14 protein-coding genes are annotated in these 16,317 nt (G+C 65.7%); 9 read left to right on the forward strand and 5 right to left on the reverse strand.

Annotation, left to right across the window (positions count from 1 at the left end; translation table 11 throughout):
* From ACLLJJ_RS28345 to ACLLJJ_RS28360, 4 genes are all read right to left on the reverse strand, one after another.
* Nucleotides 1-1,446 (reverse strand): glutamine synthetase family protein, encoded by a 1,446-nt coding sequence (locus tag ACLLJJ_RS28345; RefSeq protein ID WP_434596592.1) that lies wholly within the window; start codon nt 1,444-1,446, stop codon nt 1-3.
* The gene (locus tag ACLLJJ_RS28350; RefSeq protein ID WP_434596594.1) at nt 1,446-2,981 is read right to left on the reverse strand and encodes an amino acid permease; all 1,536 of its coding nucleotides are present in this window, start codon (nt 2,979-2,981) and stop codon (nt 1,446-1,448) included. Before ACLLJJ_RS28350 ends, ACLLJJ_RS28345 begins: the two co-directional genes overlap by 1 nt.
* Before the next feature lie 78 nt (nt 2,982-3,059).
* On the reverse strand, nt 3,060-4,076 hold the full coding sequence (locus ACLLJJ_RS28355; protein WP_434596597.1) for a hypothetical protein: 1,017 nt from the start codon (nt 4,074-4,076) through the stop codon (nt 3,060-3,062).
* A gap of 199 nt (nt 4,077-4,275) precedes the next feature.
* Complete coding sequence (locus ACLLJJ_RS28360; RefSeq protein WP_434596599.1) at nt 4,276-4,470, reverse strand: hypothetical protein; 195 nt, start codon at nt 4,468-4,470, stop codon at nt 4,276-4,278.
* A gap of 493 nt (nt 4,471-4,963) precedes the next feature.
* On the opposite strand from ACLLJJ_RS28360, the gene ACLLJJ_RS28365 reads away from it, so the two are divergent.
* Both ACLLJJ_RS28365 and ACLLJJ_RS28370 read left to right on the forward strand, forming a co-directional pair.
* Nucleotides 4,964-6,280: a helix-turn-helix domain-containing protein gene (locus ACLLJJ_RS28365; RefSeq protein ID WP_434596601.1), complete on the forward strand. Its 1,317-nt coding sequence runs from the start codon at nt 4,964-4,966 to the stop codon at nt 6,278-6,280.
* A 2-nt stretch (nt 6,281-6,282) separates the two neighbouring features.
* Nucleotides 6,283-7,011, forward strand: coding sequence for an HAD family hydrolase (locus ACLLJJ_RS28370; protein WP_267838866.1), 729 nt, complete (start codon nt 6,283-6,285; stop codon nt 7,009-7,011).
* Nucleotides 7,012-7,039: 28 nt separating this feature from the next.
* On the opposite strand, the gene ACLLJJ_RS28375 is transcribed toward ACLLJJ_RS28370, so the two are convergent.
* Nucleotides 7,040-8,272 (reverse strand): XRE family transcriptional regulator, encoded by a 1,233-nt coding sequence (locus tag ACLLJJ_RS28375; protein WP_434596603.1) that lies wholly within the window; start codon nt 8,270-8,272, stop codon nt 7,040-7,042.
* 913 nt (nt 8,273-9,185) lie between these two features.
* On the opposite strand from ACLLJJ_RS28375, the gene ACLLJJ_RS28380 reads away from it, so the two are divergent.
* The 7 genes from ACLLJJ_RS28380 (at nt 9,186) to ACLLJJ_RS28410 (ending at nt 16,302) form a co-directional block, all read left to right on the forward strand.
* On the forward strand, nt 9,186-10,193 hold the full coding sequence (locus tag ACLLJJ_RS28380) for a phosphotransferase (protein WP_434600542.1): 1,008 nt from the start codon (nt 9,186-9,188) through the stop codon (nt 10,191-10,193).
* Nucleotides 10,194-10,475: 282 nt separating this feature from the next.
* Nucleotides 10,476-11,501: a hypothetical protein gene (locus ACLLJJ_RS28385; RefSeq protein WP_267838864.1), complete on the forward strand. Its 1,026-nt coding sequence runs from the start codon at nt 10,476-10,478 to the stop codon at nt 11,499-11,501.
* Nucleotides 11,498-12,772 (forward strand): glycosyltransferase family 4 protein, encoded by a 1,275-nt coding sequence (locus ACLLJJ_RS28390; RefSeq protein ID WP_434596605.1) that lies wholly within the window; start codon nt 11,498-11,500, stop codon nt 12,770-12,772. The genes ACLLJJ_RS28385 and ACLLJJ_RS28390 overlap by 4 nt, the downstream gene beginning before the upstream one ends.
* Nucleotides 12,769-13,644, forward strand: coding sequence for a cupin-like domain-containing protein (locus ACLLJJ_RS28395; protein ID WP_434596607.1), 876 nt, complete (start codon nt 12,769-12,771; stop codon nt 13,642-13,644). The genes ACLLJJ_RS28390 and ACLLJJ_RS28395 overlap by 4 nt, the downstream gene beginning before the upstream one ends.
* Complete coding sequence (locus ACLLJJ_RS28400) at nt 13,641-14,894, forward strand: aminotransferase class I/II-fold pyridoxal phosphate-dependent enzyme (RefSeq protein ID WP_434596609.1); 1,254 nt, start codon at nt 13,641-13,643, stop codon at nt 14,892-14,894. Before ACLLJJ_RS28395 ends, ACLLJJ_RS28400 begins: the two co-directional genes overlap by 4 nt.
* Nucleotides 14,891-15,796 carry an HpcH/HpaI aldolase/citrate lyase family protein gene (locus ACLLJJ_RS28405; protein ID WP_434596611.1) on the forward strand — a complete coding sequence of 302 codons (906 nt, stop codon included), beginning with the start codon at nt 14,891-14,893 and terminating at the stop codon, nt 15,794-15,796. The genes ACLLJJ_RS28400 and ACLLJJ_RS28405 overlap by 4 nt, the downstream gene beginning before the upstream one ends.
* Complete coding sequence (locus tag ACLLJJ_RS28410; protein WP_267838859.1) at nt 15,793-16,302, forward strand: MaoC family dehydratase; 510 nt, start codon at nt 15,793-15,795, stop codon at nt 16,300-16,302. The genes ACLLJJ_RS28405 and ACLLJJ_RS28410 overlap by 4 nt, the downstream gene beginning before the upstream one ends.
* Nucleotides 16,303-16,317 lie beyond the last annotated feature (15 nt).

Consider the following 16,317-nt stretch of genomic DNA (forward strand, 5'->3'; position numbering starts at 1 on the left):
TCAGGCGCGGATGAACCAGCGAGCCTGCTCCGCGTCGGTGACCGTGCCGCGGTGGTGGTCGAGTTCGAGCTGCGCGAGGTGGGCGTAGTGATCGACCACCACCTTCCCGAATGCTTCCTGGGCAACGGGGCTGTGCCGGAAGGCGGAGCGGGACTGGCCGAGGGTCAGGGGCAGCAGGGGTGCGTCGGCGGCCTCGTAGGCGTTGGCGGTGCAGGGCGCCGGCGGGATGAGTTGCCGTTCGATGCCGTGGGTGATTGCCGCGATGGCTGCGGACAGGGCGAGGTAGGGGTTGGCGTCGGCTCCCGGTACGCGGACCTCCAAGTGCAGACCCGTTCCGTGGCCGGCGATGCGTACCGCGCACGTCCGGTTGTCCCAGCCCCACGTCATTCGGGTGGGGGCGAACGAGCTGGGCACGTAGCGCTTGTACGAGTTGGTGTTCGGCGCGTACAGCGGTGCGAGCCCGGGCAGGGTGACCAGGAGCCCGGCGACGGCCTGCTCGCCAATCTCCGAGAGCCGTCCGTCCGGATTGGCGATCATGGGGTTGCCGCTGCGCGTGAGGGAGATGTGCAGGTGCAGGCCGCTGACCAGGCCGGTCTGGGGGGAGGCCATGAAGGTGGCCGTCATGCTGGAGCGGCCGGCCAGGGTGCGCACAGCGTGCTTGAAGACGAGGTGGTTGTCGCACGCGGGCAGCGCGGGACCGTAGGGGAAGGTGATCTCCACCTGGCCCGGCGCGCCTTCCGTCTTGACCGCCTCCACCGGCATGCCCGCCTTGGCCAGCGAGCCCTGGAGGCGCCGGAAGAACCGGTCGGCCTCCGGGGTGTGGTCGAGGGCGTAGTCCAGGTTCTCCGCGGTAACAGGCACGAGTCCCCCGTGGCCGACCCGGGCGGAAGGGGTGTGGCTGCCGTGGTAGAGCACGAACTCGGTCTCCAGTCCGGCCTGGGCGTGCAGTCCATGGGCGGCCAGGCGGGTCAGCTGGTGGCGCAGGATCTGCCGGGGTGCGACGTCGATGGGATCCTCGTCGAGGTCGACGGCGTTGCCGAGGACGAGCACGGTGCGTGGCATCCACGGCAGGATTCGCAGCGTCGAGGGATCCGGCACAACGGTCAGGTCCTCATACCCGCTCGCCCAGGACGTGAGTGCGAAGCCGTCGGACGGCGTCATGTCGGCGTCGGTGGCCAGGATGTACGCGCACATCTCGGCACCGCCGTCGAGGACACGGTCGAGGAAGTGCCGCGCCCCGTACCGTTTGCCCTTGAGGCGGCCCTGCAAGTCCGGCACGGCGAGGAGAACGGTGTCGATCACACCGGCTGCGACGGCCTTGCGCAGCTCGTCGACGCTGAACGCCCGGGCCGGCCGCCGCTGGCCGGTGGACGCGGTCTGGGTGTCGGGCTGCGCCGGGCTGCTCGGGCGCGACGTCGTGCTGGCCGGGGTGGGGATGCCGGTCATCAGATGACCTCTTCCTGGATCCTGGCCATGCCCGAACCGGCGTCGGCTGCCGCGGTCGGCACCTTGTAGTCCCGTCCCGCGATGCGCCACCACAGGGTGGCCAGGGCGAGGACGACCAGCAGGGCGATGGGCGCGTAGTTGAATGTCGTCACGGAGAAGAGCCCGGAGTCGGGCCGGGTCTGGGGGAGGCAGAACAGCACGGTCACAAAGACCACCCAGGCCACGGCGACTATGCCGACGGGCACGCCCCACCGGCCCAGGTTCCAGGGGCCGGGCTGGAACCGGTGGCGGTTGCGGATCCGCAGATAGATCGGGATGGCGTACGCGGGCGTGATCCCGATGACGTTGATCGCGGTGACGGCGGCGTACGCGGTCGGGCTGTACAGCGACGGCAGCGCCAGGACCGCGGCAACGCCGACCGCCAGCCACACGGCGCGGGTCGGGGTGCCGGTACGGGCATCGACGTGACGCCACAGCCGCGACCCGGGCAGCGCGCCATCGCGGGAGAAGGCGAACACCATCCGGCTGGCGGCGGCCGTCTCGGCGTTGCCACAGAACAGCTGCGCGACGATCACCACCAGGAGCAGGGCCTTCGCGCCGGCGACGCCGAGGGCGTCGAGGAAGATTTGTGCCGGCGGCACCCCGGTGGCGCTGGCCTGGGTGGCGGCGTAGTCCTGGATGGCGAAGGTCAGCCCGGCGAGCAGCACGAACCCGGCCAGCCACGACCAGCCGATCGCCCGCATGATCCCGCGGGAGGCGGAGACCTGCGCGTTGGTGGTCTCCTCCGACAGGTGGGCGGAGGCGTCGTACCCGCTGAAGGTGTATTGCGCGAGCAGCAGCCCGATCAGCACCACGTACAGCGAGCTGGACCAGCCGGTGTTGTTGACGAACTCCCCGAACACGAAGGACGGGGACTGGTGGTGCGACGGGACGATCGCCAGCGCGCCGACGATGGCGGCGACCCCGCCCAGGTGCCACCACACGCTGATGGAGTTCAGGATGCTCACGAGCCGGACACCGAAGAGGTTGAGGGTGGCGTGCAGCGCGAGGATGCAGAAGTAGATCGCCATGATCTTGCCCGGCGTGGGGACGAAGCCGAACTGCAGGTTCAAGAAGGCGCCGGTGAAGAGCGCGGCACCGTAGTCGATGCCGGCGATCGCACCGAGCAGGCCCAGCAGGTTGAGCCAGCCCGTGTACCAGCCCCACTTGCGCCCGCCGAGCTGCTCGGCCTGGTAGTAGAGGGCGCCGGAGGTGGGGTACGCGGAGGTGACCTCAGCGAGGCCGGCTCCGACGAGCATCACCATGGCGCCGACGGCGATCCAGCCCCACATCATCACGGCGGGACCCCCGGTCGCGAGACCGAAGCCGTACAGGGTCATGCAGCCGCTCAGCACGGAGATCACCGAGAAGCTGATGGCGAAGTTGCCGAACGGGCCCATGCGGCGGGCCAGCACCGGCTCGTAGCCCAGTTCCCGAAGGAACGCGTCATCTGCCTGGGCGCCCGCCGCGCGGCGAGTCGGGCGTGTTCGTAACACTGGACATCCTCCATGGAGTGGGTGGAACGAGTACGAAAAGTCAGGTGCATGCCAAGTCGTGTTTGCTGTGCGCGACGGTCAGCGCACCGGTCCGGCGCGAGGTGCGTGGGTGCGTGCGAAGGACAGTGACTCCCGGCGGGCCCGCAGCAGCAGAGCCTCGCCGCCGTCGGGATGGTTCGGGTCCTCATGGACGGACGCCCACGGCTCCCGCGAGGCGTAGGTGCCCACGGCTGTGAACACCTCGGCGGCCTCCACGAACCGGTGGCCGGCCCACAAGGCGTACGCCAGGTGGTGCAGGTCTGTCACCGAGCGCGGCGCGGTGTCCGTCTGCTCGAACCAGTGGTGGAACGCCTTGACCGTGTACGCGATCGTCGGCTCCTGCGCCCACTGCCGACGCCACAGCGGATCGGCACGGTGCTGGAGGGACTGCTGCCGGCACTGCTCAACGAGCGCATACAGCGGCAACAGCAGCAACGGGGAACCCGCCGGCGACCACGAGGCCACCCATCGGCCGAAGTCGAAGACCGCGGCGAGTGAGGCCGCCGGTGGGACGGGGCGGGCCAGTATGAACTGCAGTACCCGGTGATACGCCTCCCGGTTGTACGGGTCGCGCTGGTTGATCCCGTGCAGCAGCCCCCACGGCCCGCTCGGCAGCATCGGCTCTGCCGAGACCTCACGGTGCTCCCGCCGCACCTGGCGTCCATCGATCTGTGCGAGGGCGAGCAAGCAGATCCAGGGAACCGGATCCCGCGGCTCCCGGTGCGCCATCATCAGCGAGGCATGCCGTGCAGCCTCCTCCAATGCCGCAGCGCCTGCGTGCTGCTGGTGATGGGCGCGCAGGGCTCGCTCCACCGACACTCGGCAACGCATCACCTGCGCGTCGTAACTGTGCGGCTCCTCAGCCAGCCACACGCCCATCACGTCGGAGTGGGCAGCGGTGACCGCCAGCACCTGCGTACGCGACGTCCGCAGCCCCCACTGCCCACCAGTTGCCGCCAGCAAGTCACGCGCCGGTCTCCACCGGCCGGCCTGCAACTCGACCATGGCCATACCGAGGGCTTCATCGGTGCCGGCCGGGTGGTACACGGGGCGCATCAGTGCGCCCCGTGACCGGGGTGGTCGCCGGTCGCAGTCGAGGGCCGGGAAAGCTGAAACCTCGTGCTCTCGATCGCGGCACAAGGGTGCGTCATACTTTTCTCGGTCATCGAATGCTTCCTCGGCAGAGAGAGGGGCGTTGGTGCCGGACAGGATCGCTGCGCGGCCGGAGAGAGCCACAGGACTGCCAGCGCCCGGTCTAGAACTTGATCCCACTGATCAGGCGCGCGACGTTCGTCGCGACCTCGGCGATCGCGGGGGCCATCGAAGAGCTGGCCAGGTAGAACCCCAGGAGCACGCACACGACGGCGTGTCCGGCTTTCAGTCCGCCCTTCTTGACGAAGAGGAAGACGAGGACCGCGAGCAGCACGACAGCGGAGATGCTGACCGCCATGGATGCGTCCCCCTTCCGAACCGTCGGTGATGCGGCTCGTTCCCGGCCCAAGTCCCCCGCAGCGGAGCCCAAGCCCATTCCCGACGACATTGCCGCCGAACCGGTGCGAGAGGTACACAGGACCGGACGAGCTCGTGCTGCGAGTGGTAATCGGCCCTGAACAGAGGCTGATTGAGGCACAAGGCTGACCGGGAAACGCCCGGTGCGCACATTCCGCCGGTGATATCACTGAGGTGATCTCGGTTTTCGGCGGGCTACGCCGGCGGTCGGCGCACTTTCGTTAGGGGAGGTACAGGTGGCCCAGCAGGCGCTGCGACAGTGCGACGACTGCGGCTGCCGGCTCAGCCAGTACAACCCGGACGCCCTCTGCTCCGCTTGCGCGCGATCTCGCATCCCTTCCGCCCCTGCGTTACCCGCCGTACCGGAGCGGGTGTGGCAAGACGTCGATGTCCGACAGGCCTTTGCAGGGCTTGACTTCGGCAAGGCCAGCCGTTTGATCAGACAGCGAGGCTCGCTGCGCCAGGAGGACATGGCCCAGCTCACGGGACTGAGCCAGGCGTTCTTGTCCATGCTGGAGTCGGGCAGCCGCCGCCTCACCAACATCGACAAGATCATCGAATTTGTCGCAGGCATCGGCGCACCCGCCGAGCTCGTACAGCTCCCGCTCCCACGGTCAGCGGGCAGAGCACTTCAGCGGCCTGCGGACCAGTCGGCCGGAGATCTCGATCCAACCCTGCCCTGGACCGCGGCCCGTATGGTGGCGGCCTTGGACAACGCGGTTGGAGGCGACGTGATTGACCGCCGGCAGTTCCTCACGGTGAGCGGCATCGCGCTCACCGCCTTCGTCCACTACTGGGGAACCGCCGAGGCAGAGCCCCTTCAACGCGCTGCGGACGGCAGCCAGCTCACCTCAGACTTATTGGACAACCTGCAGGCGACCACCGACCGCCTGCGCATCATGGACGCCAGTGCCGGCAGCGGCACCCTCACCGAGCTCGGCGACGCGCACCTCGAACTCCTCAAACGCCTTCTGCAGAAGGCGTCATACACCGAGGTCATCGGCCGCCGCCTGGCCGCCATCGTCGCCGACACCGCTACGCAGACCGGCTGGTTCGCCTTCGACTCCGGGCGCCACAACCACGCCCAGAGCTACCTGCTCGCCGCGCTCCGCGCGGCCAAGGTCTCCGGCGACGACCGCCTGGGCGCCGGAGCCCTGTCCTACCTGGCCATCCACGGCTACTCCACCGGACAGCCACGCAACGCCGTCACCGCGGCACGAGCCGCCCGCGAGCAGATCAGGACCCTGGGCACCCCCGCCCTGGAGGCGATGCTGCTGACCCGGCAGGCACGCGGGCACGCCAAGCTCGGCGAACGGCAGGCAGTCCTCATCGCGCTCGGCGAGGCAGCCGAACTCTGCGCACAGGGGCGCTCCGAGTCCGACCCCCACTGGCTGTACTGGATCAACGAAGGCGAGATCCACGGCCAGACCGGCAGCGCCTATCTCGACCTGGACGATGCGCCCCACGCCGCCGTCAGCTTCACCGAGGCGCGAAAGGCCCTCAACCCGGCAGACCAGCGCACCAACGCCCTGTTTCTTACCCGCGCGGCGTCCGCCTACCTCCGGAAGGGCGAGCTCGAAGCAGGCTGCGCCACGGCACACCAGGCGCTCGACCTTGCCGAACAGCTCCAATCGGCCCGCCTCAACGAGCACATCGACGGCATGGTCGGCGAGCTCGCCCCGGTCCGGCGGAGCCCGTACGCTCGGGAGCTGATCGACCGTGCCGCTCTCGTGACGGGTGCAAGGAGCTGAACGTGACCCAGGCCCAGCAGGTCCTCGTGCTGTGGGACATCGACCGCACGCTGCTGTACGTCGGCGACATCGACCGGCAGGTCTACCGCGAGACCTTCGCCGAAGTCGTCGGCCGCCCCGCCGAACACCTGCCGGCCCGCGGCACCGGCGTCACCATGCCCCTCGCGATCCGGTCCCTGCTCCTGGACAACGGCGTGCCGGAGGCGGCGGTGCCTGACCTGTTGCCGCGCATGGTGGAGCTACTGCCGAAGCGGCTTGCAGCTCACACTGACGACCTCCGAAACCAAGGTGTCCTCATGCCTGGAGCGGTGGCCGCGCTCCAGGTCGTACACGATCACGAGGGCTGGGTGCCGACGGTCGTCACCGGCAACCTCAAGCCGAACGCGCTCCGGAAGCTCGCGGCCTTCGGCCTCGAACGCTACCTCGATCCCGAGATCGGTGGATTCGCCTCCGACGATGACCACCGTCCCGCCCTCGTCGGCATCGCCCAGAAGCGCGCGCAGGCTACGCACGGCACGACCTTCACCTGCGCCAACACGGTGATCATCGGAGATTCCCTCGAGGACGTCCGCACAGGCATCGAAGGCGGAGCCCTCATCATCGGTGTTGCCTCCGGCAAGACCACTGTCGACGAACTGACCGCAGCGGGCGCAGATGCTGTACTCGAAAGCCTTGAGGACACAGCCCAGGTGTTGGAGCAAGTGAAGTCCCTCACCGCTGCGCGCAGTTGAAGCGAGTTGGCGTCAGAGCCAAGTGGTGTCAGCGAGAGCCCAGAGCACGCATGTACTGAACGAACTCGCGCGCTTGCGGATCACTGGTGTACCGCTGGGTGAGGACAGCAGCCAGGTCGCCAGCGACCATGCTCAGCGAAGGCAGCGACCGTCGATCACTACGCAATGCCTGTTCGCCGTACGTGAGGGCAGCTCCTAGATCACCTTCCCGCGCCGCAACGACTCCCAGGGTGATGCGGGCCTCGGCATTGCGCATGGGGGAACGCTCTGTCCCGTCAAAATCCACCCCGGCCCGTAGGACTTCACGGGCCAGAGTCTCGGCGATCTGGTTGTCGCCGACCTTGCGATAGCAGTCCATGGAGTAGAAGTCCCACTTGTTCGGGTCTACCACGAAGTGGTTCTGCACATTCTCCGGATAAGGCATGGACTCAAGGAGAGTCCGGCCGGCATCGAGTGCGACTTCCGTCTGACGCCGATCTCCGATCCTTGCCCATGCCTTGGCCTTCTGTGCCAGCAACTGGACAGCCACGGATTCGCCGGGTGCGGCAGCAAGACCGGCGTCGGCGGCGGCGATTACACCGCGCATGTCTCCGTTCGTGAGGGCGAACCATGCGCGCATTTCGTGAGCCCACCCCTGAATTCCAGCGTGTCCGACCTCGTGGCCAATCGACAGGGCTGCTTGCCGGGTGGCCTCCGCGTGGCCGCGGGTCACACCTCCACCGTCGTACTCCACGCATCCCACGAGCAAGGTGAGCATCCCCGCGAGGAAGAGCACGTCACGGTGCTGCGCGAGCGTGAGTCGCTGGTGCTGCATGCTGACGACTCGGTTGAGCCACGCCCGGCCCTCGACTAGCAACTGATCGCCAGGCATGTAGGCGTACTCCGTGCAAAGCCTGTCGACCGTGATGCGGAGCGCGTCCAGGGTGGCTTCGTCGATATCCGACGCCCGCAATCGGGCCACGATCTCGACGGTGTCCATGCCTGAGACGTCCAGCACCTCGGTGTTTCCATCCCGGCGATGGTCCACCGGAAAGAACGCGTGGGTGGTTGTGCCGAAGACGGCCGCGATCAGAGCTTTGTGGTCTCGGGGCTCGACCGCGCCGGCCTCCCAGCGGCGCCACGATCGAGCGACTGTCCGTTCGTCTGGCAGCTCGTGGCTTGAATGGGCGCGCATGGCGCGGGCGGCGTCGAGAGGGCTCCAGCCGCGAGCGGCGCGCTCGGACTCCATGCGCTGCGCCCAGTGGGGGCGGTCGTCGATCATGTTGTGCCCTCCACGAAGCCGTCAGACGTCCCTTCCTAGCGAGTCTTGCACGCATGCCTAGCGCCACACCTGCAGACCGTGAGGACAGAGGGGGACACAAAGAGTGCCGCCCATGTCCACCCTTTCGAAGGTAACCGTCCGGCTACAGAGTGTCGATCGTGAGGAGGCGTTCGTCCCCCGCCTGAGCTCGCGGCTGCCAGGGGAGCGAGCGTTGCCGGCTCAACGCAAGCCTGCCTGGTTGACAGCGACGAGGGGATGACGATTGTGCCGAGAGAGCGTATTGCCGGGGTCGGTGTGATCGCTGAGCGCGACCGTCGATGCTCTCGGTGCGGCTGTCGTCTCAGCCGCTACAACCGTGAGACCCGGTGCAGTGGATGCCTTCGGACCCCTGGAGATTCACCCCTGGTGCCACTTCGCGTGCTGCCGGAAGTATGGACGGATGTGCGCGTCCAGGAGGCGCTAGCGACTCGGGACTTCGGAACTCTGTGCACCCTCGTACGTCAGATCGGCAACCTCCGTCAAGAAGACATAGCCACGCTAACCGGGTTGAGCCAGGGGTTCCTGTCGATGCTGGAATCGGGTGCGCGTCGCCTCACGAACATCGACAAGATCGTTTGCATGCTCGATGGCCTACAGGCCCCACTCGAACTCACTGGCTTGGTCTTGCAGCCACGGGCTAATGCGACTCCGGCCAGCGGAACCGGTGCCGACCTCGGCTCGCCAAGCTGGCGTACGCCTTCACGGTACGACGAATTATCAGAGTGATATCACAGGCGTGATGTGCCAACTCACATCAGATCAGGCAAAGTTGCCGTAGCGTGCTGAACCTCTGCGGCCATGTGGATAGCCGTTATTGCACCAGTGGAATTTTCCTTCTTGCATCAAATGCGTAGTCGAGGAGCTTCCTGTGGACATGGGCTCGGTGGAAATCTCGAGCGAGGAAGAGCGTGCCGCAGGATGGATACCCGTCCATGTTGACCTGTCGGGACGTTCGCTCTGGCACGTACCAGGAGCGGGAAGCGCGGGGACGAAGGCTGCAAGGTACGTCAAGCGGTACGCCGCTCTACGCCCGTATGGGCGGGAGCTGCGCGCATTGCAGCAGGTGCCGGACGGCCATACTCCGCACATGTTGGGGCATCGCCGCAATCCACCGACATTGGTCTTGCGGGAGCTCCCTGGCGTGAGGCTCGACGACCCAGCGGCCGGCAACCATGCCAGGTGGATGCAAGTAATGCTGGAGGTGATGGTTTCCTCCGTAGGTCTTCCTGGCCCGTGGCCTGATGACCCGCCGCCTCAAACCAGCGAGCTGCAAGCCGAGTTGGGCAAAGCTCTCGCCTCTCATGCGCCAGCCAGCACCCAGGCACTTCGCAGGGCGATACAGGACCCGGTGCGAGTTCCCTGCCATGGGGACGCTACCCCTCCCAACGTGCTTGTCAATCCTGGGCAGCCGCGGGTGTGGCTGTTGGACTACGAGTTCTGCGGCTCCGGAGATCCACTGGATGATCTTGCGGCCTCATGCCTGACGGCTTCTGGCTGTCACCGTGTGCCTCTCGGACCCACTGGGCGCTCCGGCAGCACACATTCCTGGCCATGTGGGGACGGAGCAAATCGAGGGGGAGCAGGGCCAGTTGCCCAGCAACCCTGTACCCCGCATGCCCGAGCGGCTGGGGCAAGGGAAAAGATCGCGCAGATTTTCGCATTCCCTGTTCAACGAGCGGTGGATCATGCATACGGTCTGTACCAGCATGTGTCCGATCAGTCACTCCTGGGACGGTGTAGCGCAATGCAGACAAGCCACCGCACGTTGGCGAGGACGCCGACGGTCGCGACTCCGGCCTCACTGGCGCGCCGACCCACGGGGGTTGCACCGAGTCTCAGATGCTCAAGCTGTTCGAACGAGCATGCGCCGGAACCGGATTGAGTGCGACGGGCCCCGTCGGGACCTTCGAGAAGTCCAGATGATCACAACCTACGCCAGGAAGGCTCGGCACCAACCCGAGAAGGTCTCAGAGGCCCTTAGTCGCTTCGACAGATTCCGCAGAGGCGATATTGACTACAAATGGCACATTCCATAGTCGAAGCCGCACTTCCAGGGAATCGTCCCGGCATCTCAATTTCCTTCAAATCAGTCCTTGCGCTAGGGGAGAATATGTTCACTCAGTCGAATAGGCGATTCGAGCAAGCAGAACTTGAGCGGAATCGTGTGGACGACGAGCGTGAACGCGCCGTTCACGCACTGACCCTGCTCCTTTCCCCTATTGCGCTGGAACGTGTACTGCGGCGCTTTGGTGACCGCGAAACTGTTTTGACTGACTTGCCACCCCTCAAAGCGGCGATAAGATTTCAAGACACGGCGTTGGAACATGCGAGGGCTCGTCAGCTGTCCGCCGAGCACATTCGGAAGCTGGCTGCAACCATAGCGGCTGACCAGAAACCCCACTCAGAACCTGCACCTGAACCTCTATTCGACCGCGCCATCTTCATTTTCGGCTTGCGCCGCGGTGCGAACCACGCGATCTCGGAATGGCTGCGCGGCCACTTCGACGACTCAGAAGTCCGTTACCTGAACAGCGCTGAGATTTCCCTGTTCGAGACAGATGGAAATCTCCTGACCGTTGACCGTGACAAGTACACTCGCATGGCCATCGGCTCTCAGGAACGCACCCTGATAGTCGGCTATGAAAATCTCGATCCGGCAACGTTCCCCCTCCACCACAACGCGCATGTAGCGCACCGCTGCGACGTTGTCGTGGTCCTCCGGGACTTCCCCAACACAGCAGCCTCCATCGCCCGGCAGGCGCAGTCCGACCCCGCCTTCGCCTATCGCTACCGCATCCGCGATCTCCTGGACCTGTGGAAACGTTACGCTGGCTACCTCGAGACCAGCTCCTTTGGATACACGTACGTCGCCTTCAACTCCTGGTTCAGCGACGCTGCCGAGCGGCGAAGAATCTCCCAGACCCTTGAGCTGCAGCACTCCGATAGCGGACTGAACAGAGTGAGTGCGTACGGCCAAGGAAGCTCGTTCGACGGCCTGCACCATGACGGCCGTGCACAGGGCATGGAGGTCCTCAACCGATGGGAGACGATGCTTGACGACCGCCTGTTCCAGTTCCTGTTGCTCGCCGATGAGGAATCCCTGGAGATCAATGAGCAGCTGTTCGGCGGCTTCCCATACGACCGAGCCACTCTGCTGGACCGCTGGCGTGCCGGAGGTGCAGCCAGATGAAGGTGCTCCATGTCATCAAGGAACTGACCAACGGCGGCGCCAGCATGGGGCTGCTGCGGATGTGCGTCGGCGGCCCCGCCGACGTGACTCCGGCCGTGGCCTCATTGGTTCCACCTCAACCGGAACACAGGGCGACGTTTGAACGAGCAGGCGTTGAGGTCGTCGCTGGGGTAGAGGCAACCTGCATCGCTGCGGCGGCTGCGGACATCGTGCAGGTCGAATGGTGGAACAACCCCTACGTCAACGACTTCCTGGTGAACACCGACTTGTCGGCCAGCAGAATCATCCTTCACTCCCGGGGCCATTTCGACGCACCCCGGATGTGTCCCAGCGCGAGTTTGCTCTCCCGCGTTGACGGCTGCACCGTCACCACCCCGAGTGCGGCAGCGAACCCGCAGTTTGAGAGGAACCGTCGGCTTGCCGGGCTCCCCCCCGCGCGCTGCGTATTCTCCGAGGCCGGTCTAGGGACAGGCACGCCCCTGAGCGGCACTCCCCGCGTCGGCAAGGGCCATGGCGGCAGGATCACCATCGGCTACCTCGGTACGGTCGAGCCGATCAAGATGCACGCCGCCATGTTGGAGATCGCTGCACGGGTCATTCAAGCCGCGCCTGAGGTCGACTTCGAGTTCGCTGGCGACGGTCCACTGGACACCTACCGTGCGGAAGCTGACCGGCTCGGCCTCGGCCAGCGAGTGCGCTTCCTGGGCTTCCAGCCCGACCCCGCCGCGTTTCTGAACCGTCTGGACATCTTCTGCTACCCGCTCAACCCGTACACCTACGCAACCAGCGAGAAGGCTCTCCAGGAGGCGATGCTGGCCGGACTGCCGTGCGTGGCCTTCCCGGTCGGCGGGGTGCGTGACCTGCTCACGCCCGACAGTGCTTTGCTGGTCAGCACTCCGCGGCAGTGCGTGGATGCCTGCCTGGAGCTCGTGCGCTCGCGGGACCTGCGCCGGGACTACGGCCAACGGGCCCGGCACCGGATCGACGGCTTCGCCGAGCGCCGGGAGTGGCGTGCCGAAATCGCCCTCGCCCGCGCCGAGGTGATGTCCAGGCCCGCCCGGTCCAAGCCCGGTCTCGGGGTGAGCCCGGAGGATCTCTTCGATTTCTGCACCGACCAGCGCGCCTGGTCCACAGACGACCTGGACGCCGATCAACGGGCGGACGTCGCCCGTGTGGCCGCTTTCGTCGATGACGACTACGCGGCATGGCTGGACTCCAAGACTGAAGCCCCACTCCGTCCCTCCACCAGCGCAGAGAGGATCCCCTCATGAACGACACAGCTTCCGCGTTCCTCGGTATCGAAAGCGTTCCGTTCCCTCGACTCAGCCTGGACGAATTCCTGGCCTGGGGACCCGACGCCATCATCAGGGCCGACGTTCCTGCGGTCGTCGATGTCTTCCCGCCGGCAGAGCCCGGCTTCTACCGGAGCGCCGTAATTGAGAAACTCGGCAACACCAACGTGGCTCTGTTCGCGAAGGATCGCACCAAGGAGAACGAAACGCGCGCCGAGGTCACGAAGATCCCTCTTCGCGATTTTTTCGAAAGTGAACCCTACAAGTCGAATATGGACGGCAGGTATCGCATCGTTTCGAACATCAAGAATCAGCCGGAAGTCATCAACGAGCTACTCGGGTTCGACACCGGAAAGATGTTCGATTATCAGGCTCCATTGAACTCGGCCAATATCTGGGCGAATTACGACGGACTTCGCGGACGCAGCCACTTCGACGAGTTCGAGAACTTCAACTTCCAACTCGAGGGCCGCAAGCGTTTCATTGTGATGCCTCCGGGATTCAAAAACTACTACGTCCGGTCGGTTCTGCGCGGCTACGCCAACACTTCAGAGGCCATCAGGGTCGACAACCCCGACGTCAAACGTTTTCCCCGGCTGGCGGCCGCGCTTGCGCAGCGTCGAGACATTGTCCTGGAGCCGGGCCAGATGCTGTACCTCCCCATGGGCTGGTGGCACCAAGTCGACGGACTTGACCGAGTAAATATCAACATAAACTTCTGGCTGGGCAGCGCAAAGATATTCCGTCGCCCTCTTATGTTGGCCGACTCGCTCTACAAGACCGCGTTCCGCAAGCTGAAGGGTTTCTACGACTATCAGCCCGAGCAGACACCTGTGGGCGGCAAGAAGTGACCGGACTGAAGACGCCCCAGCCGACCAACCGATTCCGCAACAACGCGAAGTCGGTTGACATCGGAAATTCCTTTTGGAAAATCTCGGAACGCAACGGCCTGGCTGGAATTGTTGCTGAACTCGACGACGGCATCCTGCGGACCGGAGTGGGACACGAGTTCGTCAACTTCAGCTGCTGCTCATACCTGGATCTCGATTCCCATCCCAAGGTGATCGAGGGCGCCGTCGCCGCGCTGCGCACCTACGGCGTGCTGGACCACTGCATTCCGCGCAGCCGCGTGCAGATACCGGCCCTGCTGGAACTTGAGACCTCGCTCGGCGAACTGTTCGCCGCCGACGCGGTCTCCGCCGTTTCCGCCAGCGTGGCGAGCGCCGGCCTGCTCCCGCTGATCGCCTCGGGGCATGTCGGCGACGGCATCCGGCCCTTGATGATCTTCGACAAGAACTGCCATGTCTCGATGGCTCAGGCCAAGCCCCTGTGCGCCGACGAAACCGAGATCGTCACCTGTCGGCACCACGATCTGGACTTCATCGAGGACCGCTGCAAGGAGTACGCCAGGGTCTGGTACATCTGTGACGGCAGTGACAGCTTGGGCGGGTACGCCCCGGTCAAGGAACTGGCCGACCTGCAGGACCGCTATGGCCTTCAGGTGTTCTACGACGACTCCCATTCCGTCTCGGCGTTCGGAACGCGCGGGATCGGTTACGTTCGCTCGACCAGCCCGGCGCTGGACGACCGCACGATCACGGTGACGACTCTGAACAAGGCATTCGGCACCAGCGGCGCGGCCATCCTCCTCAACGGGCACCCGCAGGAGACGCTGCGCATCATCGAGCGTTTCGCCGGCGCCCTCAGCTATTCGCAGCCGTTGAACACCGCAGCGGTAGGTGCCGGCCTGGCCTCAGCGGAGATCCACCGGACCGACGAACTGATTACGCTCCAGCGGCGGTTGCAGGACAGGATCGCGCTCTTCGACTCCCGTATCGCGACCTCACAGTCCGGGAACACCTTCCCGATCCGGTTGGTGCCGATGGACGACTCGGAGGTGATCGAGGCGGGCCGACGGGTGTTCGAGGCCGGCTTCTACGTCTCGCCGGTGTTCTTCCCCATCGTCGCCCGCGGCACAGCGGGGCTGCGAGTCATGCTGCGAGCCGGCCACACCGACCGGCAGGTTAGCGAGCTGTGCGCTGTCCTCGAAGAGGTCGGGGCCCCGTCGGCGACCCCTGTACGGCCGGAGACTGGTGCATGACCGAGATCGCACACGCCATTCTGCGTAGCATCCTGTACACCCCGGCTCTCTCCCTGGACCGAGTGGTGGGGGCTTGGTCGTACGACGCCGACGTCCATCTGATCGACCTGGAGGACTCGGTCCCCGGACCGGCCAAGCAGGACGCCCGGGAGATCTGTCGGCGGGCACTCGACCAGTCGCCAGATGCCACAAACCTCGCCGTCCGCATCAACCCTCTGGGATCGATCGAGGCGGTGCACGACATCGAGATGCTCACCGCGGGCCGGACCAGGCCCGGGTTCATCTTCATGACCATGGTCAGGTTCCCGGCCGAACCCGTGCTGTTGCGCGAGGCATTGGCCTCGGCCTCTTGGCACCCGCAGATCTACGTGACCGTCGAGACCATCGAGGCGGTCGACGCGATCGACGGGATCGCCGCAGCGAGCGACGGGCTGATTCTCGGCTCGGCGGACCTGGCGGCCACACTCGGCATCGAGATCAACCAAGCCGGACTACTCTCTGCCCGGCAGGCGATGGCGCTTGCCTGCGCCCGTCACGGTATTGCCTGTATCGATACCGGGAACTTCCAGCTGGCCAGCCCATCGGTCCTGCACGATGAGATCGAACACGCACAGTCCCTCGGCTTTCACGGGAAGGGCACCGTCCACCCCAAGGAACTCGCCGCCATCAACCGGGCGTTCCGGCCGGACGAGGCTGAACTGCAGGCCGCCCGACGAGTGATGGACGCGGTGTGTGCGGCAGGTGACGGCATCGCCTTGCTCGATGGACGGATGGTCGGCCCCCCGTTCGTCCGGAAGGCCCGTGCGGCCTTGGCCGGCGGCGAGGCATGGACCGCTCGATTCGGGTCCACCCCTGCAGCAGGGCTGGAGACGAACCAGGAACAGAAAGAGGAGCACGCGTGACTCTCCGGCGCGTTGGCGAGAACGAGTACGTCGAAGAGCATGGTGGCGACTACGAGGACTTCGAACCCGACATGGTCATCAAGCACTGGCCGGGCCGGACGATCTCGGAAGCCGACAACACATGGCTCACCCTCTTGCTGATGAACCAGCACCCGCTTCACTTTGACCAGGCTTACGCAGAGGGCACCGATTACGGCCGAATCCTGGTCAACAGTTCAATCACGCTGGCCTTGGTCGGCGGAATGACGGTACAGGCGCTATCAGCACGCGCTGTGGCCAATCTGGGTTGGGACCGGGTACGGCTAGCCGATCCGGTGTTCGTCGGCGACACCCTGTACGCGACAAGCCGCATCCTCTCCAAACGCTGGTCGCGGTCCCGTCTGGGACAGGGGATCGTCACCGTCGAAACAACCGGCACGAAGTCCACCGGGGAATCCGTCATCGTGTTCGAGAGATCTTTCCTGGTGTGGTCCAGAGACGCCCGCCCGGCCCGGCCGGGTGGCTGACCCGGCCGGGCCGGG

Origin of the sequence: Streptomyces sp. A5-4, assembly GCF_051131715.1 — a bacterium.
Lineage (GTDB): Bacteria > Actinomycetota > Actinomycetes > Streptomycetales > Streptomycetaceae > Streptomyces.

Excerpts from the sequence above, each read along its gene's own strand:
- ACLLJJ_RS28355 (WP_434596597.1), bottom strand. The coding sequence starts at position 4,076 with ATGCGCCCCGTGTACCACCCGGCCGGCACCGATGAAGCCCTCGGTATG.
- ACLLJJ_RS28375 (WP_434596603.1), bottom strand. The coding sequence starts at position 8,272 with ATGATCGACGACCGCCCCCACTGGGCGCAGCGCATGGAGTCCGAGCGC.
- ACLLJJ_RS28360 (WP_434596599.1), bottom strand. The coding sequence starts at position 4,470 with ATGGCGGTCAGCATCTCCGCTGTCGTGCTGCTCGCGGTCCTCGTCTTC.
- ACLLJJ_RS28390 (WP_434596605.1), top strand. The coding sequence starts at position 11,498 with ATGAAGGTGCTCCATGTCATCAAGGAACTGACCAACGGCGGCGCCAGC.
- ACLLJJ_RS28345 (WP_434596592.1), bottom strand. The coding sequence starts at position 1,446 with ATGACCGGCATCCCCACCCCGGCCAGCACGACGTCGCGCCCGAGCAGC.
- ACLLJJ_RS28405 (WP_434596611.1), top strand. The coding sequence starts at position 14,891 with ATGACCGAGATCGCACACGCCATTCTGCGTAGCATCCTGTACACCCCG.
- ACLLJJ_RS28380 (WP_434600542.1), top strand. The coding sequence starts at position 9,186 with ATGGGCTCGGTGGAAATCTCGAGCGAGGAAGAGCGTGCCGCAGGATGG.
- ACLLJJ_RS28395 (WP_434596607.1), top strand. The coding sequence starts at position 12,769 with ATGAACGACACAGCTTCCGCGTTCCTCGGTATCGAAAGCGTTCCGTTC.